At 52.1% G+C, this 20,044-nt stretch carries 19 protein-coding genes; 8 read left to right on the top strand and 11 right to left on the bottom strand.

The window, feature by feature from the left end:
- Positions 1 to 75 precede the first annotated feature (75 nt).
- Positions 76 to 585: a hypothetical protein gene (locus ACFFJP_RS16245; protein WP_377246489.1), complete on the bottom strand. Its 510-nt coding sequence runs from the start codon at positions 583 to 585 to the stop codon at positions 76 to 78.
- A 199-nt stretch (positions 586 to 784) separates the two neighbouring features.
- On the opposite strand from ACFFJP_RS16245, the gene bla reads away from it, so the two are divergent.
- The 4 genes from bla (at position 785) to ACFFJP_RS16225 (ending at position 4,283) form a co-directional block, all read left to right on the top strand.
- A complete protein-coding gene (gene bla / locus ACFFJP_RS16240) occupies positions 785 to 1,549 on the top strand; it encodes a subclass B1 metallo-beta-lactamase (protein WP_377246486.1) in 765 nt (254 codons plus the stop codon).
- 157 nt (positions 1,550 to 1,706) lie between these two features.
- Entirely contained in the window at positions 1,707 to 2,408 is a 702-nt protein-coding gene (locus ACFFJP_RS16235) for a substrate-binding periplasmic protein (RefSeq protein ID WP_377246483.1), read from the top strand.
- Between the two features lie 248 nt (positions 2,409 to 2,656).
- Positions 2,657 to 3,649: a branched-chain amino acid aminotransferase gene (locus ACFFJP_RS16230; protein WP_377246480.1), complete on the top strand. Its 993-nt coding sequence runs from the start codon at positions 2,657 to 2,659 to the stop codon at positions 3,647 to 3,649.
- 139 nt (positions 3,650 to 3,788) lie between these two features.
- Positions 3,789 to 4,283 carry a hypothetical protein gene (locus ACFFJP_RS16225; protein WP_377246477.1) on the top strand — a complete coding sequence of 165 codons (495 nt, stop codon included), beginning with the start codon at positions 3,789 to 3,791 and terminating at the stop codon, positions 4,281 to 4,283.
- Positions 4,284 to 4,293: 10 nt separating this feature from the next.
- On the opposite strand, the gene ACFFJP_RS16220 is transcribed toward ACFFJP_RS16225, so the two are convergent.
- Positions 4,294 to 5,178: a LysR family transcriptional regulator gene (locus ACFFJP_RS16220; RefSeq protein ID WP_377246474.1), complete on the bottom strand. Its 885-nt coding sequence runs from the start codon at positions 5,176 to 5,178 to the stop codon at positions 4,294 to 4,296.
- A 120-nt stretch (positions 5,179 to 5,298) separates the two neighbouring features.
- Between ACFFJP_RS16220 and ACFFJP_RS16215 the strand changes: the two genes are divergently transcribed.
- Entirely contained in the window at positions 5,299 to 6,057 is a 759-nt protein-coding gene (locus ACFFJP_RS16215) for an SDR family oxidoreductase (protein WP_377246471.1), read from the top strand.
- Positions 6,058 to 6,179: 122 nt separating this feature from the next.
- On the opposite strand, the gene ACFFJP_RS16210 is transcribed toward ACFFJP_RS16215, so the two are convergent.
- From ACFFJP_RS16210 to ACFFJP_RS16195, 4 genes are all read right to left on the bottom strand, one after another.
- Positions 6,180 to 6,848, bottom strand: a complete 669-nt coding sequence (locus ACFFJP_RS16210; RefSeq protein WP_377246468.1) for a hypothetical protein — start codon at positions 6,846 to 6,848, stop codon at positions 6,180 to 6,182.
- A gap of 81 nt (positions 6,849 to 6,929) precedes the next feature.
- A complete protein-coding gene (locus ACFFJP_RS16205) occupies positions 6,930 to 7,883 on the bottom strand; it encodes a hypothetical protein (protein WP_377246465.1) in 954 nt (317 codons plus the stop codon).
- A 188-nt stretch (positions 7,884 to 8,071) separates the two neighbouring features.
- Positions 8,072 to 9,487 (bottom strand): PH domain-containing protein, encoded by a 1,416-nt coding sequence (locus ACFFJP_RS16200; protein WP_377246462.1) that lies wholly within the window; start codon positions 9,485 to 9,487, stop codon positions 8,072 to 8,074.
- Complete coding sequence (locus tag ACFFJP_RS16195; RefSeq protein ID WP_377246459.1) at positions 9,477 to 10,010, bottom strand: PH domain-containing protein; 534 nt, start codon at positions 10,008 to 10,010, stop codon at positions 9,477 to 9,479. The genes ACFFJP_RS16200 and ACFFJP_RS16195 overlap by 11 nt, the downstream gene beginning before the upstream one ends.
- 158 nt (positions 10,011 to 10,168) lie before the next feature.
- Between ACFFJP_RS16195 and ACFFJP_RS16190 the strand changes: the two genes are divergently transcribed.
- On the top strand, positions 10,169 to 12,661 hold the full coding sequence (locus tag ACFFJP_RS16190) for a PKD domain-containing protein (RefSeq protein ID WP_377246456.1): 2,493 nt from the start codon (positions 10,169 to 10,171) through the stop codon (positions 12,659 to 12,661).
- A gap of 180 nt (positions 12,662 to 12,841) precedes the next feature.
- On the top strand, positions 12,842 to 13,312 hold the full coding sequence (bamJ, locus tag ACFFJP_RS16185) for a BamJ family beta-barrel-assembly machinery protein (RefSeq protein ID WP_377246453.1): 471 nt from the start codon (positions 12,842 to 12,844) through the stop codon (positions 13,310 to 13,312).
- A 46-nt stretch (positions 13,313 to 13,358) separates the two neighbouring features.
- Here the strand turns inward: bamJ and ACFFJP_RS16180 are convergent, their stop codons facing one another.
- The 5 genes from ACFFJP_RS16180 to ACFFJP_RS16160 form a co-directional block, all read right to left on the bottom strand.
- Positions 13,359 to 13,814 carry a nuclear transport factor 2 family protein gene (locus ACFFJP_RS16180; RefSeq protein WP_377246450.1) on the bottom strand — a complete coding sequence of 152 codons (456 nt, stop codon included), beginning with the start codon at positions 13,812 to 13,814 and terminating at the stop codon, positions 13,359 to 13,361.
- Positions 13,815 to 13,849: 35 nt separating this feature from the next.
- Positions 13,850 to 14,656, bottom strand: a complete 807-nt coding sequence (locus ACFFJP_RS16175; RefSeq protein WP_377246447.1) for a type 1 glutamine amidotransferase domain-containing protein — start codon at positions 14,654 to 14,656, stop codon at positions 13,850 to 13,852.
- A 103-nt stretch (positions 14,657 to 14,759) separates the two neighbouring features.
- Entirely contained in the window at positions 14,760 to 15,788 is a 1,029-nt protein-coding gene (locus ACFFJP_RS16170; protein WP_377246444.1) for an AraC family transcriptional regulator, read from the bottom strand.
- A 228-nt stretch (positions 15,789 to 16,016) separates the two neighbouring features.
- Positions 16,017 to 16,532 (bottom strand): hypothetical protein, encoded by a 516-nt coding sequence (locus ACFFJP_RS16165; RefSeq protein WP_377246441.1) that lies wholly within the window; start codon positions 16,530 to 16,532, stop codon positions 16,017 to 16,019.
- A 405-nt stretch (positions 16,533 to 16,937) separates the two neighbouring features.
- On the bottom strand, positions 16,938 to 19,013 hold the full coding sequence (locus tag ACFFJP_RS16160) for a winged helix-turn-helix domain-containing protein (protein ID WP_377246438.1): 2,076 nt from the start codon (positions 19,011 to 19,013) through the stop codon (positions 16,938 to 16,940).
- Positions 19,014 to 19,220: 207 nt separating this feature from the next.
- On the opposite strand from ACFFJP_RS16160, the gene ACFFJP_RS16155 reads away from it, so the two are divergent.
- On the top strand, positions 19,221 to 20,044 hold an 824-nt coding region (locus ACFFJP_RS16155), incomplete at its 3' end, for a DOMON domain-containing protein (protein WP_377246435.1).

Below are 20,044 nucleotides of genomic sequence, written 5' to 3'. Positions count from 1 at the left end.
AAGCCGGGACTACAAACCCGGCTTCACATTCTGCAGTAACACTGGTTGCTGCAGTGTCACCCTAGAGCGGTGCGCTTAGCGCAGTTGTTGCAAATATTGCTGCAACGTCAGGATGTTATGATTGTAGGCGCTCGGTTCACCCAATGAAACGCCCTGGCTGCGGACATAAAAATCAAATGGCAGCTGACGTTGACCAAAGAAGCTGACGAAACCATCGGGTTGCAGCGTATCGCCATTTAAGCCAATCGCCCAATTCCGCGCCTGATAGTCCTTCAGCTGACCAATGATCGCATTGACCAAATCGGCTTCTGCATTGATCTGTTGTTGGATGTATGACTGTAAGGTGCTGATATTGCTGTCATAAGCAGCATCAGTGCCGATAGACAAGCCTTGACTGCGCACAAAATATGCAAAAGGCAGGCTGCGGTCATTAAAGAACTTCAGAAAGCCGTCCGGCTGTAAGGTGTCACCATTCAGACCAATAGCCCAGAAGCGGTTTTTATAGTCCTGCAAACCCTGAATGGTACTGCGGCTGGCATTGACGTTTTGTACCGGTAACGACCATACCAATGATTGTTGTTCCATAATCAATCTCCTTGAAAAAGAAACCTGAGATCAGTTCAGGCACTGACAATCTAGTCGGCCTCGTACCTTTTATAGTGATAAAAATTTGATAAAATTCGCATAAATAGGGACAAATATCACGATGACAGTGACAGAAATTGGCTAAAGTCTGCATAATCCAATGATTGAAGCCAAAGACGATACAATCGGGGCACAACTGATGAAAACACGCGCTTTGCTACTTGTCACACTGATGCTGATGAGCACCAATCTGGCGCATGCCGCTCCGACACTGAAACTGCCGTCGCCTTATCCGGTCCGCCAGCTGTCGCCGCAACTGCAGGTGCAGCAACTGGCCGCTGGGTTGTGGCTACACCGCACGGAACAGAAGCTCAGTAACGGCGCAGTGTTTACCGCCAATGGTCTGATCCTCGAGACGCCAGACGGTGTCTGGTTACTGGATACCGCCTGGGGCTTTTACCCAACACGCGATTTATTGCACTGGATTGATGTGGTACTGAAAAAACCGGTGCGCAAAGCCATCGCAACCCACGCCCATGATGACCGGACCGGCGGTGTCGTCGCGCTGACAGAACGGGGCATTCCACTGCAGGTCACCACACAAACCGGCGCTATTGGCGCAGAAGAGCAAATCGCACCGCTGCAGGTGGTGACTGATTTAGCGCCGGGCGAGGTTTATCAGGACGGCCCCGTGCAATGGTTTTATCCGGGCCCGGGCCACACGGCCGACAACATCGTGTTGTGGCTACCGCAGTATCAGCTGTTACACGGCGGTTGTTTTGTGAAAGCACCACGTTATCCAGGACTTGGCAATATTGCCGACGCCGACGTTGCCGCCTGGCCGGCCAGCCTGCAACGGCTTAAAGCCCAATATCCGCAAGCACTTGTCGTAGTACCAGGCCATGGCGAAGTCGGTGATCTGCAATTACTGGATTATTCGCTGGCCTTATTCTCAAAGCGCTGATACTTGACCTGCAGCGCCATAGCCGGTCAGGCAATGTGACTGCAGCGCATGCAGTTGTTGCTGCGCCGGATCCGTGCGATATGGTGAAAAACAGCGCACCGACGCGTCCATCGTCTAAGGTTATTTGCATACCCTTTTGATTGTCAGAGTCCGACTGATGTTGCTGTTGTTATCCCGCATCCGGTGGTTATTGCTACAAACCAGCCTGGTTCTGCTGTTGGCCGGACCCGGCCATGCTGAACCAGTGACCTATTTTTATTCCGATCTGCCGCCCTATGAATTCAGTAATCCGCAGAGGCAAGCGGACGGACTTGGTATCATTCAGGTTCGCAAGGTCTTAACGGCCGCCGGTTTTCAGCCGGAATTCCAGTTTTATTCGCTGCAACGTGGCTTAAACGCATTAGAAAACGACATTGACTTTACTGCCGTTGTTGCACCATCCGGTCAGCAAACCCAACAGTTTCACCTCAGCCGGTTGCCGGTGTATGCGGTGGAACTTGGGGTCGTACGACTGCGCGCGACCAAGCGTATGACATCTCTGAACCAGTTGCAGCATTACCCTTATCTGGCGCTGAGCGAAACCCGTTTCACATTTCTGCAGCAACGGCCAGAACTGGCAGCTTTTGCCGTGAAACGTTACGACATCAGCAATCAGCCTGATGCGTTCCGGTTATTACTCAGTGGCCGCTACGATTATTTCCTCTGTTATCACGCCAGCGAGATGGCGCTGGCAAATCCGATGCTGGTGTTTGACCCGTTAGAGCAGTTACCGGTGCATCTGGCGTTATCGCGCCAACATCCCGAAGCAGCCCGTTTGATGCAGCGGGTTGATGCGGTGCTGGCCCAGTCGGTGCGATAAGCCTTTGTTTACACTTCCGGATGTTTAGACTCGCAGATAGTTGATGCCGAATTCGAGCAGGCTGGTTACAATGCGGCGAAAGTGTACAACGATTTCGACGGCGTTTTTCCGTGTGTCGCTCTGCCAGCTGATGTTGTTCCATCTGCGAGCTCAGTGCGAAACGCGTTGTGTGAAACCCTCTGTGAATCAATAACTCAAGCTAAATCAGCCAGTCAATCTGGCCCTCAGTCATCAGCAGGAAAGAACAAATGGCAGCATTCGGTAGTGTATTTATGCCTGAAATGGCAATGGCCCAATTTGATGGAAATGCCTGGGGGCCTGCGGCCATTGTCCCGGCAAACAGCATCAGTCTACATCCGGGCGCGCATGTGCTGCACTATGCAAGTACTTGTTTTGAAGGCTTAAAAGCATTCCGCCACGAAGATGGCACTATCGCCATTTTCCGCATGGATAAAAACGTCGCCCGCATGCTGCAAAGCTCGGAATTATTATCTTTACCTAAATTCGAACCAGCACTGTTAAGCCAGATGATTGTTGACGCTGTGCGCCACTTCGCTGCCGACGTACCAACGCCACCAGGTTCAATGTATATCCGCCCAACTCATATCGGTACCGAACCTGCGATCGGCAAAGCTGCAACACCAACGCTGACGTCAATGCTGTATGTATTGTTATCACCGGTTGGTGACTATTTCGCTGGTGGCAGCCGTGCGCTGCGCCTGCTGTTAGAAGACAATGCCCGCTGCGCGCCGCACATGGGCATGATCAAAAGCGGTGGTAACTATGCCAGCGCGCTGCAACCAACGATGCAAGCCAAAGCAAAACATCAGGCTGATCAGGTGTTGTTCTGCCCGCATGGCGATGTCCAGGAAACCGGCGCGGCCAACTTCCTGTTAATCGACGGCAATGAAATTATCACCAAAGCGCTGGATGCATCATTCCTGCACGGCGTAACGCGCGACTCAATCCTGACACTGGCGCGTGATTTGGGCATGACAGTATCTGAGCGCGATCTGACAGTGGACGAACTGCTGGAACGTGCCGCCAAACCAGGCACTGAAGCAGCGCTGTCCGGCACTGCCGCAGTGTTGGCACCGGTTGGCACCCTGATCCACCGCGGGACTGAATACAAAGTCGGTAGCGGCGAGCCAGGCCCAACCACAGCCCGTCTGCGCCAGGCGCTGAATGATATTCAGTGGGGCAAAGCCGAAGACAAACACGGCTGGCTGACCAAAATCTAACGTCATACTTTCAGACGTTTCCCGTTAAAAAAGCAGGCCTAAAACCTGCTTTTCTTTTTGCTGTGACAGTGGCAATGCCATCTGGCAACATTCATTGCAATTATGCTAACTTATTGAAAAATTATAAGGATTGTAAGCAATGAATCTCTTTTTTTCTCAGGAAAAAGACCAGCGGGGCCAGCCAAAATCGCCAGGCCCCGCCGCAGTACTGATCGGCTGGCATTCACTGAGCGCCAGCGGTAAATGCCTGTTTATTCTGCTCGTCGGGTTCTTAGCAGCTGCGTTCCTATTCAGTCAATGGGAACGCCAGCAACCGCTGATGATTGTTTTTTACCTGTTAACCTTACTGGTCGCTGCAGGAAATTACCTGCGGGCCCGGGTGTTACCGCAGCTGACGGCCCGCAGCCTGCTGGCCGATTTAAGCGTCAAAGACAGCCAAATCTGTATCGCAGGTTTCAGCTTCCCTGGCGCTGTACAAAAGCTGGTGCTTGGAAAACAGAGCAAAAAGGGACCCGCGTTTTTACAACTGGCGTGGAACGGCAGCGAGTTATGGTTATTCCCGTTAGATGAACTGCCGCAAGTCGAACAGTTTATCCGTCAGCATGCACCGCACATTGAGATCGTTCGCGAGTAAACAAAGCCTGTTAGCCACGCAGCCTGTCACGAAGAAAATCAAATAACAGCCGCACGCGCGCCGGCACCGGGCCGCGCTGTGGCCGGTATAACGAGAGCGGCCATGGCGTCGGTTCCTGTGCCGGTAGCAGGCGCACCAGCTCGCCTCGTTCCAACAGCGGTTGCGCCAGAAAATCAGCGATTTGGCCAATACCGAGGCCAGCGGCGACGGCAGCGAGCTCCTGCTGCGCATCATTGACCAGCAACCGCACCTGACGCGGCTGATAGATCTCGCCGTCGCGGAAAAACCAGGCCCAGGGCCGGCCCGTGCCCTCGTCCAGCAAGCTGACCTGCTGATGGTTGTTGAGCGCAGCAAGGTCCGAAGGTGTGCCATGAGCCGCCAGATAGGCTGGGCTTGCCACCAGATACAGCGCCACTTCGGACACCTGCAGTGCGACAAAACTCTGGTCGCGCAATAAGCCGGCGCGGATGCCTAAATCAATTTGTTCATCGACTACATCGCTGTGCTGATCCGACAAACGCACGTCCAGCCGGATCTGCGGATGCAAGGCGGCAAACTCGAGCAATAACGGACTTAAAATCGGCCGCAATGCCGCAGGCGCAGCCAGCCGCACCAACCCTTGCGCATCCTGCGTTGCCAGCCGCGGGCTGAATAACGCATCCAGTTGCGCCAGCTGCAGCCGGCCATCCTGATAAAGCTGACTGCCAAATTGGGTTAAACGCACCTGGCGGGTATTGCGGTGAAACAGCACTTCGCCGGTCAGTTGCTCCAGCTGTTGTACCGCCCGCGTCACTGCTTGCGGCGACAACGCCAGCTTGACAGCACAGGCTTTAAAATTACCCAGTTCCGCCGCACTGCAGAAGATCCGCAGCAATTCGAGTTTATTCAGCGCCATCGTGATTATTCCTGTTTATGGAATTCTGAAAGCTTAACTATTCCATTCTAACCCAACTTAGTGCCGATTAAACTGCTGTTGTCGTTAAACAGAACCCCCCTTATCGCGGAGCAGAAACAAATGAATACGCAACAACATCAAGGTATCAGTCAGAAAGTGGTGTTAATCACCGGTGCCAGCAGTGGTTTAGGCGAAAGTACCGCCCGGCTGTTAGCCAGCCGTGGCGCTAAACTGGTGGTCGTCGCGCGCCGGGCCGACCGTTTGGCGCAGCTGGTCAGCGAGATTAAGGCCGCCGGTGGCGACGCTGTGTATCAGGTGGTGGATGTCACCAAAGCCGAAGATCTGCAGGCTGCTGTGCAGCTGGCACTCGACAGCTACGGCCGCTTGGATGTCATCATCAATAATGCCGGGCTGATGGCGATTGCGCCGATGAGCGAGCGCCGCACCGACGAATGGGACCGGATGATCGACATCAATATCAAAGGCGTGTTGTACGGTATCGCCGCTGCATTGCCTGTGTTTGAAGCCCAGCAAAGCGGCCATTTCATTAATATTTCGTCGGTGGCCGGCGTCAAAGTATTCAGCCCGGGCGGCACCGTGTACAGCGGTACTAAGTTTGCGGTACGGGCGATCAGTGAAGGCTTACGCCATGAAGTCGGCGGCCATATTCGCACCACAACCATTTTACCGGGTGCGGTCGAATCCGAACTGAAACACGGCAGCAGCCATGGCGCCAGCGCTGAGTTTGTGAAGGCGTTTTACCAGCAGAATCAAATTCCTGCCGACGCCGTCGCCCGCGCCGTGGCCTATGCCATCGAGCAACCGGACAATGTCGATATCAACGAAATTGTGCTGCGCCCGACAGTGCAGGAGTTTTAATTAACACGCGGGTATTCAGTTTGATAACGAATGTATAGCGGCGCTTGGCTTGCCGAAACCAGCAGTGCAAGCACAGCGACGCTATACATGTTGCGATGATGATTCAGGGGCTGGCTTTGCCGCTAAACAGCGCCAGAGACGGCTTTTCGCGTTGAGCTACTGCCGGCGAGTAATTCGGCATAGAACAGCAAACCGAGCAGGTGCAACAGCAGATCTGGCAGGAAAATCCATAAATCTGTGTCTAAATAACCGGACCAGGCGTTGTCCGACACCTGATCAACAACAGTCGATACCGCCATCAAAGTCAGCAATAACATCGTGGTATAAAACACAACTTTCGACGATCTGCTGACTCTTTGCTGCCACCATAATTTATTGAGTGTTCGTCTGTCGCGGATTTGCATCGCAGTCAATTGCGATTCTGGTGACAGAAAGATAATGACCAATAAAAATGCCGTAAAGATTGGCGAGAGATAGCGCCACAACAGATAAAGATCAGCGTTGATAGCCGTTGCCAGATCGCTGGGCACAGCAATGGCGCCCTGCATGCGGACAATCTTCCACACCAAAGCCAAAACAACCAGCAATAGCAAAATCTTATTGCCGTTGGTCAAGCCCGAAAAACGTTTGGCACACTGCACAGTACAGTAAGTGACGGCGGCTAAAATAAACATCAGCCACAGGCCTAACCCCAGATTAAGCTGCGACAAACTGATGAGTACCACAGCGCTCAGAAACAATCCGATCGACAGTGGTTGTGTCTGATGTACTTTATTGCGATAGAAATGCATGCGTAACCCCATTAAGTCAAATAGACCTGCGGAAAAGTCGAGATCGTGAATCAGTGGTTCTTGACCTTGCCTTTTGACTCACTATGGGAGTGATTCCCAACGTTCACAAAAATCAATGTCGCCCAAGGTAGTATTTTTCAAAGTAACCCACTCCGCACAGTGCAGTATTGGCGCATTCACTCGTGGTGCAATTGTGCCTATATCGCGCCCCCCATTCCCCCCATTGCCATTTGAATCCGTATCGACTAAGCATTGAATTAATTCCTGGTCTGCCAAGGTCTTCGCTGCTTCGCACGCAAAATGCTGATTCAATAGTTTGCGTCCTTCATTTACATATTCTGCTCTGGCTATATTACAGCCGACGGGACCAGTCCAATAGCAAGCACCTATCATGATAATTCCGGAAACACCTGTATCGATTAACTCATTACTTACACAGCCAAGGTAGCTTTTTTTGCCCAAGTAGCCATTTACGGCTTTATCTTGTTTTTCCTGGCATGCTTGTGGAACCGTTGTATTGGAAGAAATTGATTTGTTTGCCAAATACTCAGTTGGATTTAAATCAATTGCTTGGTTCATACTGTTAGGAAAAGTTGAGCTGAGGATTAGGTTTTTATTTCCTGCAATCAGATGAGAAAACCTGACAAACTCCTCCAGTAAGCTTTTGTTAATATTAGTTATTTGCCAGTTTTGCCATGCGAGACCAAAGGAGATTTCGCTGTATGTGAGTCGCTTGCGCGCACCGTTTCGATCTGGTTTATCAACAGTCGTTATCGTCTTCATTTCCGCATCAATGACTACCTGACTACCGTCAGTAAAGTACAAGGCAATGATGCTCCCTTGCATGGCAAGGTTTATAAATGCAGTAGAATTCGCTTTACTCTGAAAGATGCCATTGCCATTGTGATCTAATGCCAGTTCATATTGAGAATTTTCAAAGAAAGGAAAGTAGCCGTTGGGAGTTGCAGCACATGTTGAGAAGGACAATAATGCTAAAATTAAGACTGCAGCCTTCTGTTTAATTGATTTAAGCATGTAAATTTCGATACCTTTGAATTAGCGTTTAAAGAGCTCTGAACGCTACCAGATGGCACAAAATTATCTCCTTACAAAGTTTTGATTTTATTCTGATATCGCATTTTTACCCCTATCACCACTGAACATAAAGCCTGCCAAAATCCGGCCAATTTGGTTGTGATAACCACAGTGATCATATCTCCATTTTACGGATACTGCAGCGCCAGCACCTGTGTGTACAGCTGCTGCGCTTCGGCATTGGGAATCGCGGCCAAAGTCAGATTGCCATTGGCGGTTTGCAGCTGCAGGCGGACCATCTGGTGTCGCTGAAAAAACGCTGTTTGTTGTAGCCGCACCTGCTGCACCTGAGTCAGCGGCAACATGTACCAACGCCGGCTGAAACCGCCTTGCCACAGATACAGCACATTGTCTTGCAGCCGATAGCCATGCCAGCGGTAATTCAGCCAGAGTTCGAGCAGCCACCAGCTGCTTAGCACCAGCGACACCAATGCTTTGAACCACAATGGCGGGATATTGGACTGCCAGAGGAGTGCGATGACGACCAACAACCCAAGACCACTCCACCAGGCCTGACGGCGGAAATACACCGGCACAAACTTCTGTAAATCCGCGCTTTGCACTTCCGGCAATGGCAATAACTGCTGCGCTTGCAGCTGCGCATCCAGCTCCGGCGCCGTTTGCCCGAGCAGCACAAACTTGCTTTGTTGCTGATTACTGGCAAAACCATGAAACATCAGCGAATAGTGCCCGAACAGCCGGGCCAGCCAGGGCTGATTGACCTGCACCAGCTGTACTCTTTTAGCGGAGATGCGTAGCGACTTTTTCAGTACAGAACCCTGCGTCAGCTGCAACTTGCGGCCATCACGCTGCAGGTGCTGCGGATACAGCCAGATCAATGCCATCAGTGCCAGCACCAGCGCGACCAGCGCCAGTACCATCAGGCCGCTGAACAGCTGCAGTAACAGATTATGCTGAATATCGTATTGCTGCAGCAGCACCTGACTGGTGTCGAACAGCCACTGGACAGCCTTTGCATCTTTAAACTGCTGACTCATGCCGAACACGGCCGCCAGCGGCAGCCATAAATAAGCATTGTATAAAGTGGCCAGCCAAATCCGGTAAAACGGCGTGGAACCACTGGCCGGCGCAGAGGTTGTCTGGCCCTGCAGCAACGTCAGCTGAGCTTCGGACAAACCAGTCAGGGCGAATTCCTGTTTTTTACTGCCGGCGCTGTCGAGACTGGCGGCATATAACCGCAAAGGCCGGAAATAAATTGGCTGCTTAACCTGTAGCTCCTGCACCCGCGCTTGCGGCAATAGCAGCTTTTCTTTGTGTAGCAGGCCTTTCTCCAGCTCAATGCCTTGCGCGGTCACCCGAAACCGGCTAAACCGCCAGCCAATCAAGGCCCGGCCCAGCACTAGCAACGCCAACACGGCCAGCACATAGGGCATATAAGCGGCGTATTTGTCGCGCGACGACAACACTGCCCCACCGAGGATTAAGCCAAAAAACTCCCAGGCCGACTTGGCCAATAACGGCAGCAGGGCCCAAGCGGAGACCCGCTGCCACGGGCTGGTTTCCTGCGCTGAATCAGGCTGCATCCGCGCGTTCCTCCTGCGGGATCAGCTGGCTGAGCTGCTGGCACAGCGACTGCGCCAACTCATAGTCAATATCCGACAGCGCTGCTTCCGCTTGTAAACCACCGGCGGTAAACACCTTGAGCGTGGCCAGACTAAACTGCTTTTGCAGCGGCCCCTGGCTGACAGTGACATGCTGCACCCGGGTCAGCGGGATCATCACCGCCTGATGCCACCAGACGCCGGATTCGAGCAAAAAATCCTGCCGGCGCAGCAGAAAGCGTGTCCGGGTCAGCTGAAACGGCAGCCAAAGCTGCAGCAGGAAACCAGCCAATAACACCAAACCCAACATGGCATACAACGCCAGCTCGCCATCACTCAGGATAATCAGCAGCCCCAACACCGCGAGCAGCAGCAGCGTCAGCCCCAGCCAAAGCCAGCGCCTTTTACCCAGCGCCTCTTCCGGTAAATGCTGCCAGTCTTGTGGTAGAGGCGCCGTTAAGCACTCATCCTGTACAAAAGACGCGTCAAGTAATTGGTTCGCCATCACAGTTCCGGGATTTATAAAGCAATTTGGTCATCTTGCGGAAAAATCATGAGGTCGGCAAGCGCCTAGAGAATTGTAAACATTTTGTTTTATGTGTAGCATAAAAATGTTGATTAAAATATTTTATGCTGGGATCTCTGCTTATCAAAGGAATGATTATGACTACACTTCGCCAATCCGGATTGATTACGCTGCTTTTCAGCACTTTGTTACTGCATGGCTGTGGCTCAGACGCCAATGAAACACTGCCACAACCTATTGCGCCACAACTCAGCGTTAACAGCGATATCACCATAAAAGAACATCGCGACACAACGCTGACGGCCACTGGCAGCAGTGGCACTTTCAAATGGACGCAGCTATCCGGACCAGAGCTACAGCTGCTGTCAACAGACAGCTCCACAGTGAAGATATCGACACCATCCGTTTCAGAAGACACTAAAGCAGTGTTACAAGTCAGTCTAACCAGCGCTGACAATCAAACCATCTCTAAACAAGTCACTGTTTTCATTAAAAACAATCTGCCGCCGCAAATCAGCGTCAACTTTAAACCGTATCGGGAAAAAACATCTGGCAGTTTCTCGGTGGAAGCAACTGACTCTGATGGCACAATCAAAAGCTATGAATGGAAACAGCTCAGAGGGCCGGATTTAAAAATGACCGGCGCTAACACTGCAACTATCCAATTCACTGTCCCTGCGGTCATTGATCCCAATCAGTTTGTCACGATATCAGTCCGGGTGACGGATGATGACGGTGATGCGGCCAGTTACATCTACGGCAGACCGATCGAACAAAACATGCTGGAATTTAAACTGACGGGGCGACTGACCGATCCTGCGCTGGCTGGTGCGACTGTGGTTGCACACAAGGGCAGTTTACCTGTCGTGACAAAAGCCGGCAGCAATGGCGAGTTTAACCTGACGGTCAGTACCGACGACGATGAAACGAATTTGCTCACACTGCTCCAAGCAATAAAAGCTGGTCATGGCAATCTCAGTTATTATGCGCTAATCCCAGACCTTGCCAGTCGCAAGGCAACAGAACCAGTGCAGATCAATGCATTTTCAACCGCTTGGTATGCGGCGCTGGTTGGAGCAAACCACGGTAAATCACCTGCCAGTCTGGCTGAGCTTCGCGACGCAGAACCCGCTGCCGTCGTGGAAAACATGTCTGAACAGGCCGCCGTCGCGACGCTGCTGATGGCAGGTCAGATCACATTGCCTGGTGCCAGCAGTCTGTACAAGGTGTTAACTGACCAGCAAGATTATCTCAGCGTGCTGGACGACCTTAATCTCAACAAACCGGGTTTGATCTCCGCTACCGAAACTGCAGTGTTGGCCGATCCACAGCAGACACCATCTGCTGACCAGTGGCCGGAGTTGACAAGCCCGTTATACGAAGTGGAACCGGCGATTAAAGGATTTTCGACGTCAGGTAGCCGGAGTTATCAGTTGGCTGACAATGGAAGTGGTCAGTACCTGGATTTGGGTCGCGCTAAGGCATTTCAGTGGCAACGACAACTAAGCCCCCTGACTTTAACCTGGCCAGATTTTCGCTACGACAGCTTTGAATCTGTGCGACCTGGCCTGATGGGACTCAGTACAGAGCAGGCCGAACAGTTACGGCGCTGGAACTACACCAGCCTGCCGATCACGTTCACTTATCAAAAAAGTACACTGCAGCTGCTGGCAACCGGAGTAGACGGCAATATATTTCGTGTGACCGACACGGTGCTGCAGCAGATGCAGCCTTTTAGTGTGTTTGGTCAGCATTTTAATCTGCCAGATCAGCAAGTCACGAAAAGCCGTATCGTCCGTATAGTGCAGACACCGGAGCAACCTCAGTCCTTCGTCGCGGCAGAACTGAATACAGATTGGTCTGTAGCCCGTTATTTACCGAAGGCTTATACAGATTTCCAGAAATTTTACCACGACAGACTCAGTTTCAATCCTGACGGTACTGGGCGCAGCCTCAACCAATCCCAGTCATTTCGCTGGCAAATCAACGCAGACGGCGCGCTGCAGATCATTTTTGCCGACAACAGCGCCATGCAACTAAAAAAAATCCGCCAACTGGGTGAGATCTGGCAAGTCTATCAACGTTATTTTGCCGCTGACGGTACAGTGCAGCTTGGCACTATGCATTCGGCTTTTGCCATTACCCTGTCCGCGGAAACTGACAAGCTCATACTCAATGCGCCAGAGCATTATTGGCAAGAGATGAACCCACTGAAATCACCACAGGCTTGGGCGGGCAACAAAATACGCTTACAAGCGGCCGACGGGACAGTCAATGCTCAGGGCTATCAAATCAGTGCAGACCATACCGGTTATTTCGTTCGCGCTGATGAATCAAAACTGCCGGCCTTCAGTCCAAGGCTCACACACAAGCATCGCTGGCTGCTCACCTCAGACAATACCGGATCAGTGATAACCGCTGAGGGCAACGTGTTTTGTTTAACCGAAGCGTTCTGTTACCAACGTCAATGGCGTTTACTGAAGACGACCAAGGGGTTGATTGGTAAAAGACTGTATCTGGAAGAACTTGTGCGCTCCCGTTTTGATCCACAAGACCCAATGAGCTATTTGTATGGCCCTACTCTGATAATCTACGAAGAAGTCCCCTTTACCTATTTTAACCAGCCTTAGCAGATCCCAGACCCGGCAGCTCGGCGCCGGGTCTGAGTTAATTGCATCTCAGGCTATCCGACATCCTGATGACGCCGCGATTGGCTACCACAAGCTTTGACCGGCGTTGAATTTGCCCCTATGATAGCGCCAACTTGTTGAACTTATTATCAATCGTCTGCTAAACAGACAGGAAATGTGATGAAAATAGCCCTGATTGTAATTATCGCCGCGGCGGTGCTGTATTACTTCTACAACAACATCAATAACCAGAAAATCGCGACGCAAAATATCGAACAGGGCGACGTGTTCCTGGCGAAGAACGCCAGCCGCGACGGCGTCAAAACCACCGCATCTGGTCTGCAGTATGAGATTCTGCAACACGGCAGCGGCACTAAACACCCAACTGAAGTTTCCACCGTCAACGTGCATTACCACGGCACGCTGACCGACGGCACTGTGTTTGACTCGTCGGTCGAACGCGGCGAATCGATCAGCTTTCCGCTGAACCGCGTAATTAAAGGCTGGACTGAAGGTGTGCAGCTGATGAAAACCGGCGACAAATTCCGCTTCTTTATCCCGGCCGACCTTGGTTACGGCAGCCGCAGCGCCGGCAAAATCCCGCCAGGTTCAGTGCTGATTTTTGACGTCGAACTACTGGCGATTGAATAATCCCATACGCCGGCCCACGCGCTGGGCCGGCGAAGTTTGTGTTTAGTTACTTGGCAGGTTTGACCGTACCACTCCAGGATTTACTGACGATCCGCCACTGGCCGTTCACTTTGGTCATCGCTAAATAGTCCACCCCAAGCCATTGTGGGTAGTCGAGCATCACTTTCACCACAGCCCCGGTGTCGGTAATGTCGAGGATTTGATATTGGCGATGGCGCTGGTCTTCATCTTTGGCCGGTTCAAAGCCTTTTGCCCATTCCTCACCAGACACATTCACGACTTTCTGCTGTTTTCGGGAATAACCAACTACCACAGTGTCTTTCAAAATGACCTGATGCGCGGTTTCCGCATTGCCCTGTTCAAAAGCCAGCATCATCGTTTTCATGGCCTGATCGATAGCCGCATATTCAGCATGTTGCTGCAACGCTGTGTTCGCCGCCGCAGCAAAACTCAGGCCCAGACTCAGGCAGGTTAAAGCGCAGTTTTTGACAAATGTGTTCATCGTTCTATTTTCCTTTTTATTAATACAATCAAAGATTAATTTTTAGTGGCCGCAGGTTGCTGTTGCAGGATCTGCACAACAGCGCGGGCAACCAGGGGGGCGGATGGATAGTTCTGGCCGGTGACGAGACGGCCATCAACTTCGATATAAGGCTTTTCCGGATCCGGGGCTTTAAACAAGCCACCATGGGCTTCGATGGTTTTGCGCATAGGAAAGGGCAAATGCTGAAAATAGGGTTCAGAGTGGTCTTCGTATTCTTCCGGATAGCCGGTGACTTTTTTGCCAGCCAGCAGGTACTGACCATTACTGAGTTTTAACCGGACAATGCCGGCAGTCCCATGACACACCGCCGCAATCACACCGCCATTTTGCTCGTACACCTGCCGTGCAATGTCTTGCAGGCCCCGATCATCCGGCACCTGATACATGGCGTTACTGCCCCCTACGTAATACACCGCCTGATACCGACTGGCGTCAATCTCTGCCGGCGTTTGCGTATCCGTCAGACCCGTCATAATGCGTGAATCCTTTAAGCGCTCGGTTAAACGTGGACCCAGCGCAGCCGGATCGATCGGCACAGCGCCGCCGGCCGGCGACACAAAATCGACGGCATAACCGGCTTGATGAAAGGTGTCCCAGGCATGCACAACCTCGCCAAAGCTGACGTTGGCTGGCAGAGTCGAATCACCGTGGAATTTATGGCTGGATAGCACAAACAACACCCGGCCAGCGGGAGTGGACGCTGCAGCACCTGATGCTTCGGTGGCTTGTGCCCGGGTAATATTGGCCTGTGTCACACACAGCAGGCACAGCAATAACAGATAACATTTTCGCCAAATCATAGTAAAAGGCTCCATCAGTTCAAGGAGCCTTCACCCTAAGCGAAAATGTATGAAATCAATGTCTTGCCAGCTGTTTCCGTACTACTGAAAGCTATTTTCGTAGTTATACCCGCTGTTCACGGGCTAAATGACGCTCGCGAAACAAGGCTGGGGTACAGCCATTGGCCTTTTTGAACGCAGCATAGAAGGTCGACAATGACTGAAAACCAGCGGCCTCCGCAATCGCTTCTAAAGTCTGTCCTGGCTGCTCCAACAGCAGGCGCTGAGTTTCACTAACCCGCAGCTGCGCGACATACTGTTTAAACGAAGTGCCATTGTTGTCATTCAGCAACTGGGACAAGCGCGCCTGCGGCAGGCCCAGCCGCCGTGAGACGCGGGCAAGAGTCAAACTTGGGTCCAGATAAAGCCGCTCACGCGTCATTAAGTCCGCCAGTGCCTGCAATTCTGACGCAGCTTCGGCCGCCGGAATACGTCGGTCCTGGTAAGGTTCTACCGGCGCTTGGCCATGCCGTTTTGCCCAGGCCACGGCCACGCACAGATAAAGCAGAAGAGAAAATGACAAAGCACCTACGATATAAGAGGTAAAACCTGAAGTGTAATAGGCCAACCAAATCAGCCAGAGTCCGGCATGCACAGCCAGCAGCAATTGTTTCGCACTGCCGGCGGGTAAACGGTGACGCTGCTGCACCAGCAAAGCGGAGCAAACCAACAGATAAAGCAGCCACAGTAAATTGCCGGATTTGACGATAAAGCCGTGCCATATCGCCGCGTATTCAGCATAAGGCCACAGCAGATTCAGCGTGATTGCGGTTACAGCCAACACCATGGCATGCGCCAGTTCAGCCCGCCCCAAAGTGGTGACACTCGACAAGCTGGCTCGCGTAAAAAAGTACAGCGCAGGGCCAATCAGCAGACAGGCGGTTAACCCGGCCTGCATCACCAGAGCCGGTGTATCCGGCAGAAAATAAAATGCGACTGATTTACCGGTACGGACACTCACCATCAGGATCAGGACCGCTAACGCCCGTTGTGCCAGAGATGCTTTACCTGACCACCACAGATAGAGGGCTAGCGTCACGCCATTAAAGGCGCCAAGCGCCGAGAAGAAAAATAACAGATGCTCGCTTAACATGCTTAATCCTTGCCCTGATGCATCGTTCACAACAGTCGAAACTACAGCTGAATCATCCGGTGATTCCGATTTCGCTGCAACAGGTTTTAACTGTTTGATGCCGCCAGCCGCAGGCCATCCGGTGCCCTCTACCAGATTTAGCCGGACTGGCGCTCTGGTCATTGCTGTTGTTAATAGCGGTGAATTTTGATGGCAGAGCACGACGGGGTCGGCAATGATGCTCTGGGCTTAATCAATCTGGTTTAGTTGCAGCTTACTCAGCTCGGCATTGAGTTGCTGCAGTAATTGGGGATATGCCGGATGTTGTTTGTTAAACGCGACATGCAAACTTTGCTGGCCAAGCACAAAAGGATGTAACCGTACTTTGCCTTGGGCTGTCGCTATTAATTCAGCGTCATGCTCAATCAAATGCTGAAACACCTTACCGTCAATGACCGCCAATTCACCGCGTTTATAGACAATTTTCTGAATACTATTTTTATCCGACAAACTCAATTGTGGCGTCAGTTTGCGCTGAGCAATCAAGAGATCTAACTCAGCGGTATTTACATAATCTTTCACGACAAAAAACGAATACCGCTGTAAATCCAATGTCTGCTGTACGGAAATATGACTATCAACATGTTGGATCAGCCGCAATTCGCTGCTGCCAATACTGTCTGACAATTGCACCAGCGGATCGTCGATAGGATATTCCGGAAAATAACCGATGTAATGGGATTTTGGCCGACGAACTTCTAACATCGCACGTGACCACGGCATAAATTCAACAACTAATTGGTAGCCAAGTCGCAAAAATATTCGGCGCAATGCCACAGTGATAGCACCTTGGCCTGGTTCGTTGGCGCCGGTGTACGGTGGCCAATCTAAACTGACAATTTTCACCACGGGCAACGTTGTCGGTTGCTCCGCTAAAAGCGGTTGGCATGGCCAAAGCAATGTGCAAAACGCTATGATCCAACAACGACTCACCATCACGCTCACAACAACAACCTTGGGATATAACCAGTTAAAGCGATGTCCGCCGAAAATACAACTCGGGCACGTATAGGTGTTTGCCACAAAGGCTGTTTGGCTGGCGCTAATCATATAATCAACAGCGCCGTGCCGCACCGTTCATTACAGTTGGCCAACTGCTAAATCGGCCGGTTATTTTTCAGTTGCTGCGACAGGTTTTAGCCGTTTGATATCGCCTTCAACGGCGTCCATTTGTGCAATGGTCAGGTCACCAAAAGGTGTCACATCGAAGTGCCAAATCAGATTGCCACTTTTCAGTAATTGCACTGATTGCGGCTCAGCTTGCTTCGTGTCATCCAGCGTCAGGCGCCAGATATAATCATGTTTGGACCAAGCCGATTGCCAATACAGCTGGTTGCCGCGGATGCGGATATTTTGCATCTGATGGGACTGCTGCGGCTGCAGTGCCTGCAATAACTCTGGACGGGGTGTGGCGAGTTCCTGGGCCGGAAACTGATACCAGCCCTGCTGTTGATGTACCAGCCAGCGTTGTTGCTGCGCGTCAAAATACAGATTGTCTGCACGCAGTGGTTGTTGTTGCAACAGACGACCCTGCAGGTTGTAAAGCCGTAACATACTGCCATCAAAAGAAAACAGGCGGTCATTATCGACCCAGCCCAAATTCAGCAACGGCGTCTGCGCCTGGCTGGCAAACTGCAACAGCGTATTTTTTCGATCGTACAGTACAATATCCAGATCCCGGTTCGACGCCAGCATCGACAGATCGGGTCGCCATTCCAGAAAATTAACGAAGTCATAGCCCTGATATTGCGACAATTGCAGAATACGGCCCTGGCTATGCAAATAGACTTCACAGACGCCACTGCGCCGCGACATAAATGCGGTTTCGCCCAGGCGGTTACTGACCGGCAGATAGTCGATGCTGGATGTGGAAAAAATCGGCAAATTGTCTTTGTCACGGATATCCACCTGCCAGGCTTCCAGCCCGGTATACAGCACACCACGATTATCGATACCCAGACTGGTGAATAACCCCTGTGCGGTGGTGAATACCGGATAGCTACGGCCATCCGGCGCCCGCGCCAGTAAAGCCGTGTGTTTGGCATTATCGTTGGTCACCATCACGCTTTGCGACGGGTCAAATGCAATCAACCAGACCGGATAGGGCCAGCGCAGTTTGACCTGACCACTGATATCCAGCAGCAGGCTTTGATGTTGCGCATCTTTTACCAGATAGAACACTTCGCCTTGCCAGCCTTTCACTGCGCTGACTAATTGCTGGCCCAGCTGCAGTGGCAGCGGGATCGGCACCCATTCCCGGGTCGCAGTCCGGTAAAGATAAGCCTGCCGGCGGCGTTGTTGCTGTTGCTTTTGCTGCAGCACCAACACCAGTTCCTCAGCACTTTGCCAGACTGGTTTTTCAGCCTGCAGACAAGCAACAGGTTCCGCAATATGGCTAACGGCGCCGGTTGCGGAGCGGATTTGGAGCTCGCAGCTGTCTTCACGAAAATGCCAGAACGCCAAAAGCTTCTGCGTGTCATGCCAGGCGGGCTTGACGATGCGTTCGGTAAAAGATTGCTGGTACAGCACCTGGCCCTGTTTGTCGGTGATTTCCAGGTTGTACACATCTTTGATATAAGCCAGCAGATCGGCGTCCGGGTGGGCATCGACATCAAATTCGGTGCCGAGCGCATAACTGACATCGCGCACTTCGTATTGTGGCGCCGCCACCGGCTGGTTGCTGCCAAAAGACGCCACAGCGCGAAAGCCAGCGATACCGGCCAGCAGCAACAGGACGGCAGCGTACAGTTGCCAGCGTGGCCAGGCCGTCAGCGACCACCGTCCAACAACCAAGGTCGGCAGTGGTTCTGCCCCCGTGGCGGGCATGTCCGTCGACATCACCACTTCGGCAATAAAACAGTAGCCTTTTTTCGGAATAGTTTTGATATAACGCGGCTGCCGGCTGGCATCATTCAGGAGCTTTCTAAGTTTAGTCAGCAGCTGATACAGACTGTTTTGTTCGACCACCAGATTCGGCCACAGGCTTTGCTGCAATAACTCCTGACTCAGCACCACACCCGGTTGTTGCACAAACAGCAGTAATAACTCGGCAACCTTCGGCTCCAGCTTGCTCGCTGCTCCGTCCGGCAGCTGCAGTAATAAATCCTGCGCCGGCCGGAATTCAAAATGGCCAAAGCGCCAGACCATCGGGGCATCGGTTGCTGTGGTCGCTGTTATTGGCTGCATATCTGACGCTGACAAAACTCGCTCTGCTGGGTTGAATCCGGTACCGCAGTACCGCTCTGCCTGACAATATGCCGGATCCTCACGCTGCGACCACGGAAAGTCAATGCAGCAAAGACTTTACACAGCATTCTTCAGAAAAAAATCAGAAAAATCAGCCCGCCAACCTGCTGCAATACGGGCCTGTTTCATCTTTTTTGTTGAGTCTTTATGCACCTATCTTTGCCGCTTTCACTATTACTTCGCAGCAGGCGCCGTCCGCTGTGGTTGCTTTCTTTAGCCCTGCTGTGCCTGCCCGGCGTCAGCCCTGCCGATACTTTGGCCGCGGCGTTGACCAGAACCGCGGCGAGTCAGCAAACCGGCAATGCCATCTCCCCGACGAACCCGGCGATGGTGATTGACGGTCGTTTTGACGAACCGCAGTGGCAACAGGCTCAGCAGTTCAACACTTTTTATCAGGTGGTGCCGGCCAGCCGCAGTGCGCATCAGGACAAAGCGCAGGCCAAGGTGTTTGCCAACGCCGACGGCGTTTACGTGGCGATTACCAATTTTCAGGCCAAAGGCCAGCGCCAGAAACAATACAACCTGCAGGATGCATTTATGCAGGCTGATTTTAACAACATCATCGTCGATTTCGCCGGCGACGGCAGTGCAGCCTACTTATTTTCGATGACACTAGGCGGTGGTATTCAGGATTCGGCGATGACGCCGCAGCTGGAGACCGACGAAGACTGGGACGGCATCTGGCAGGTGGCGCATGCTGAAACCGATGACTTCTGGACCAGTGAATTCTTTTTACCCTGGCAGTCGGTGTCGTTTCGCCAGCGCGTGCAAGCTGACGGCCTTTCGAACATCGCCGTATCAGTCCAACTCTATGATTTAGCAAAAAATCATGTGTACGGTTCTCAGCCGCAAAGCCTGGCGCACAGCGATTTTTATCTCGGTATGCCGACGTTGTCCGCTTACATTCCGGCACAGGCGCACTGGCAATTCCTGCCCTATCTGACGATGCAATATGACGCAATCAGCGGTCA

Source organism: Rheinheimera tilapiae, assembly GCF_042432165.1.
Lineage (GTDB): Bacteria > Pseudomonadota > Gammaproteobacteria > Enterobacterales > Alteromonadaceae > Pararheinheimera > Pararheinheimera tilapiae.
This window is presented reverse-complemented; position numbering and strand designations above follow the sequence as displayed.

What these genes read in the sequence shown, in the direction of transcription:
- ACFFJP_RS16245 (WP_377246489.1), bottom strand. Translation starts at nt 585, where the DNA reads ATGGAACAACAATCATTGGTATGGTCGTTACCGGTACAAAACGTCAAT.
- bla (WP_377246486.1), top strand. Translation starts at nt 785, where the DNA reads ATGAAAACACGCGCTTTGCTACTTGTCACACTGATGCTGATGAGCACC.
- ACFFJP_RS16235 (WP_377246483.1), top strand. Translation starts at nt 1,707, where the DNA reads ATGTTGCTGTTGTTATCCCGCATCCGGTGGTTATTGCTACAAACCAGC.
- ACFFJP_RS16230 (WP_377246480.1), top strand. Translation starts at nt 2,657, where the DNA reads ATGGCAGCATTCGGTAGTGTATTTATGCCTGAAATGGCAATGGCCCAA.
- ACFFJP_RS16225 (WP_377246477.1), top strand. Translation starts at nt 3,789, where the DNA reads ATGAATCTCTTTTTTTCTCAGGAAAAAGACCAGCGGGGCCAGCCAAAA.
- ACFFJP_RS16220 (WP_377246474.1), bottom strand. Translation starts at nt 5,178, where the DNA reads ATGGCGCTGAATAAACTCGAATTGCTGCGGATCTTCTGCAGTGCGGCG.
- ACFFJP_RS16215 (WP_377246471.1), top strand. Translation starts at nt 5,299, where the DNA reads ATGAATACGCAACAACATCAAGGTATCAGTCAGAAAGTGGTGTTAATC.
- ACFFJP_RS16210 (WP_377246468.1), bottom strand. Translation starts at nt 6,848, where the DNA reads ATGCATTTCTATCGCAATAAAGTACATCAGACACAACCACTGTCGATC.
- ACFFJP_RS16205 (WP_377246465.1), bottom strand. Translation starts at nt 7,883, where the DNA reads ATGCTTAAATCAATTAAACAGAAGGCTGCAGTCTTAATTTTAGCATTA.
- ACFFJP_RS16200 (WP_377246462.1), bottom strand. Translation starts at nt 9,487, where the DNA reads ATGCAGCCTGATTCAGCGCAGGAAACCAGCCCGTGGCAGCGGGTCTCC.
- ACFFJP_RS16195 (WP_377246459.1), bottom strand. Translation starts at nt 10,010, where the DNA reads ATGGCGAACCAATTACTTGACGCGTCTTTTGTACAGGATGAGTGCTTA.
- ACFFJP_RS16190 (WP_377246456.1), top strand. Translation starts at nt 10,169, where the DNA reads ATGACTACACTTCGCCAATCCGGATTGATTACGCTGCTTTTCAGCACT.
- bamJ (WP_377246453.1), top strand. Translation starts at nt 12,842, where the DNA reads ATGAAAATAGCCCTGATTGTAATTATCGCCGCGGCGGTGCTGTATTAC.
- ACFFJP_RS16180 (WP_377246450.1), bottom strand. Translation starts at nt 13,814, where the DNA reads ATGAACACATTTGTCAAAAACTGCGCTTTAACCTGCCTGAGTCTGGGC.
- ACFFJP_RS16175 (WP_377246447.1), bottom strand. Translation starts at nt 14,656, where the DNA reads ATGATTTGGCGAAAATGTTATCTGTTATTGCTGTGCCTGCTGTGTGTG.
- ACFFJP_RS16170 (WP_377246444.1), bottom strand. Translation starts at nt 15,788, where the DNA reads ATGTTAAGCGAGCATCTGTTATTTTTCTTCTCGGCGCTTGGCGCCTTT.
- ACFFJP_RS16165 (WP_377246441.1), bottom strand. Translation starts at nt 16,532, where the DNA reads ATGTTAGAAGTTCGTCGGCCAAAATCCCATTACATCGGTTATTTTCCG.
- ACFFJP_RS16160 (WP_377246438.1), bottom strand. Translation starts at nt 19,013, where the DNA reads ATGCAGCCAATAACAGCGACCACAGCAACCGATGCCCCGATGGTCTGG.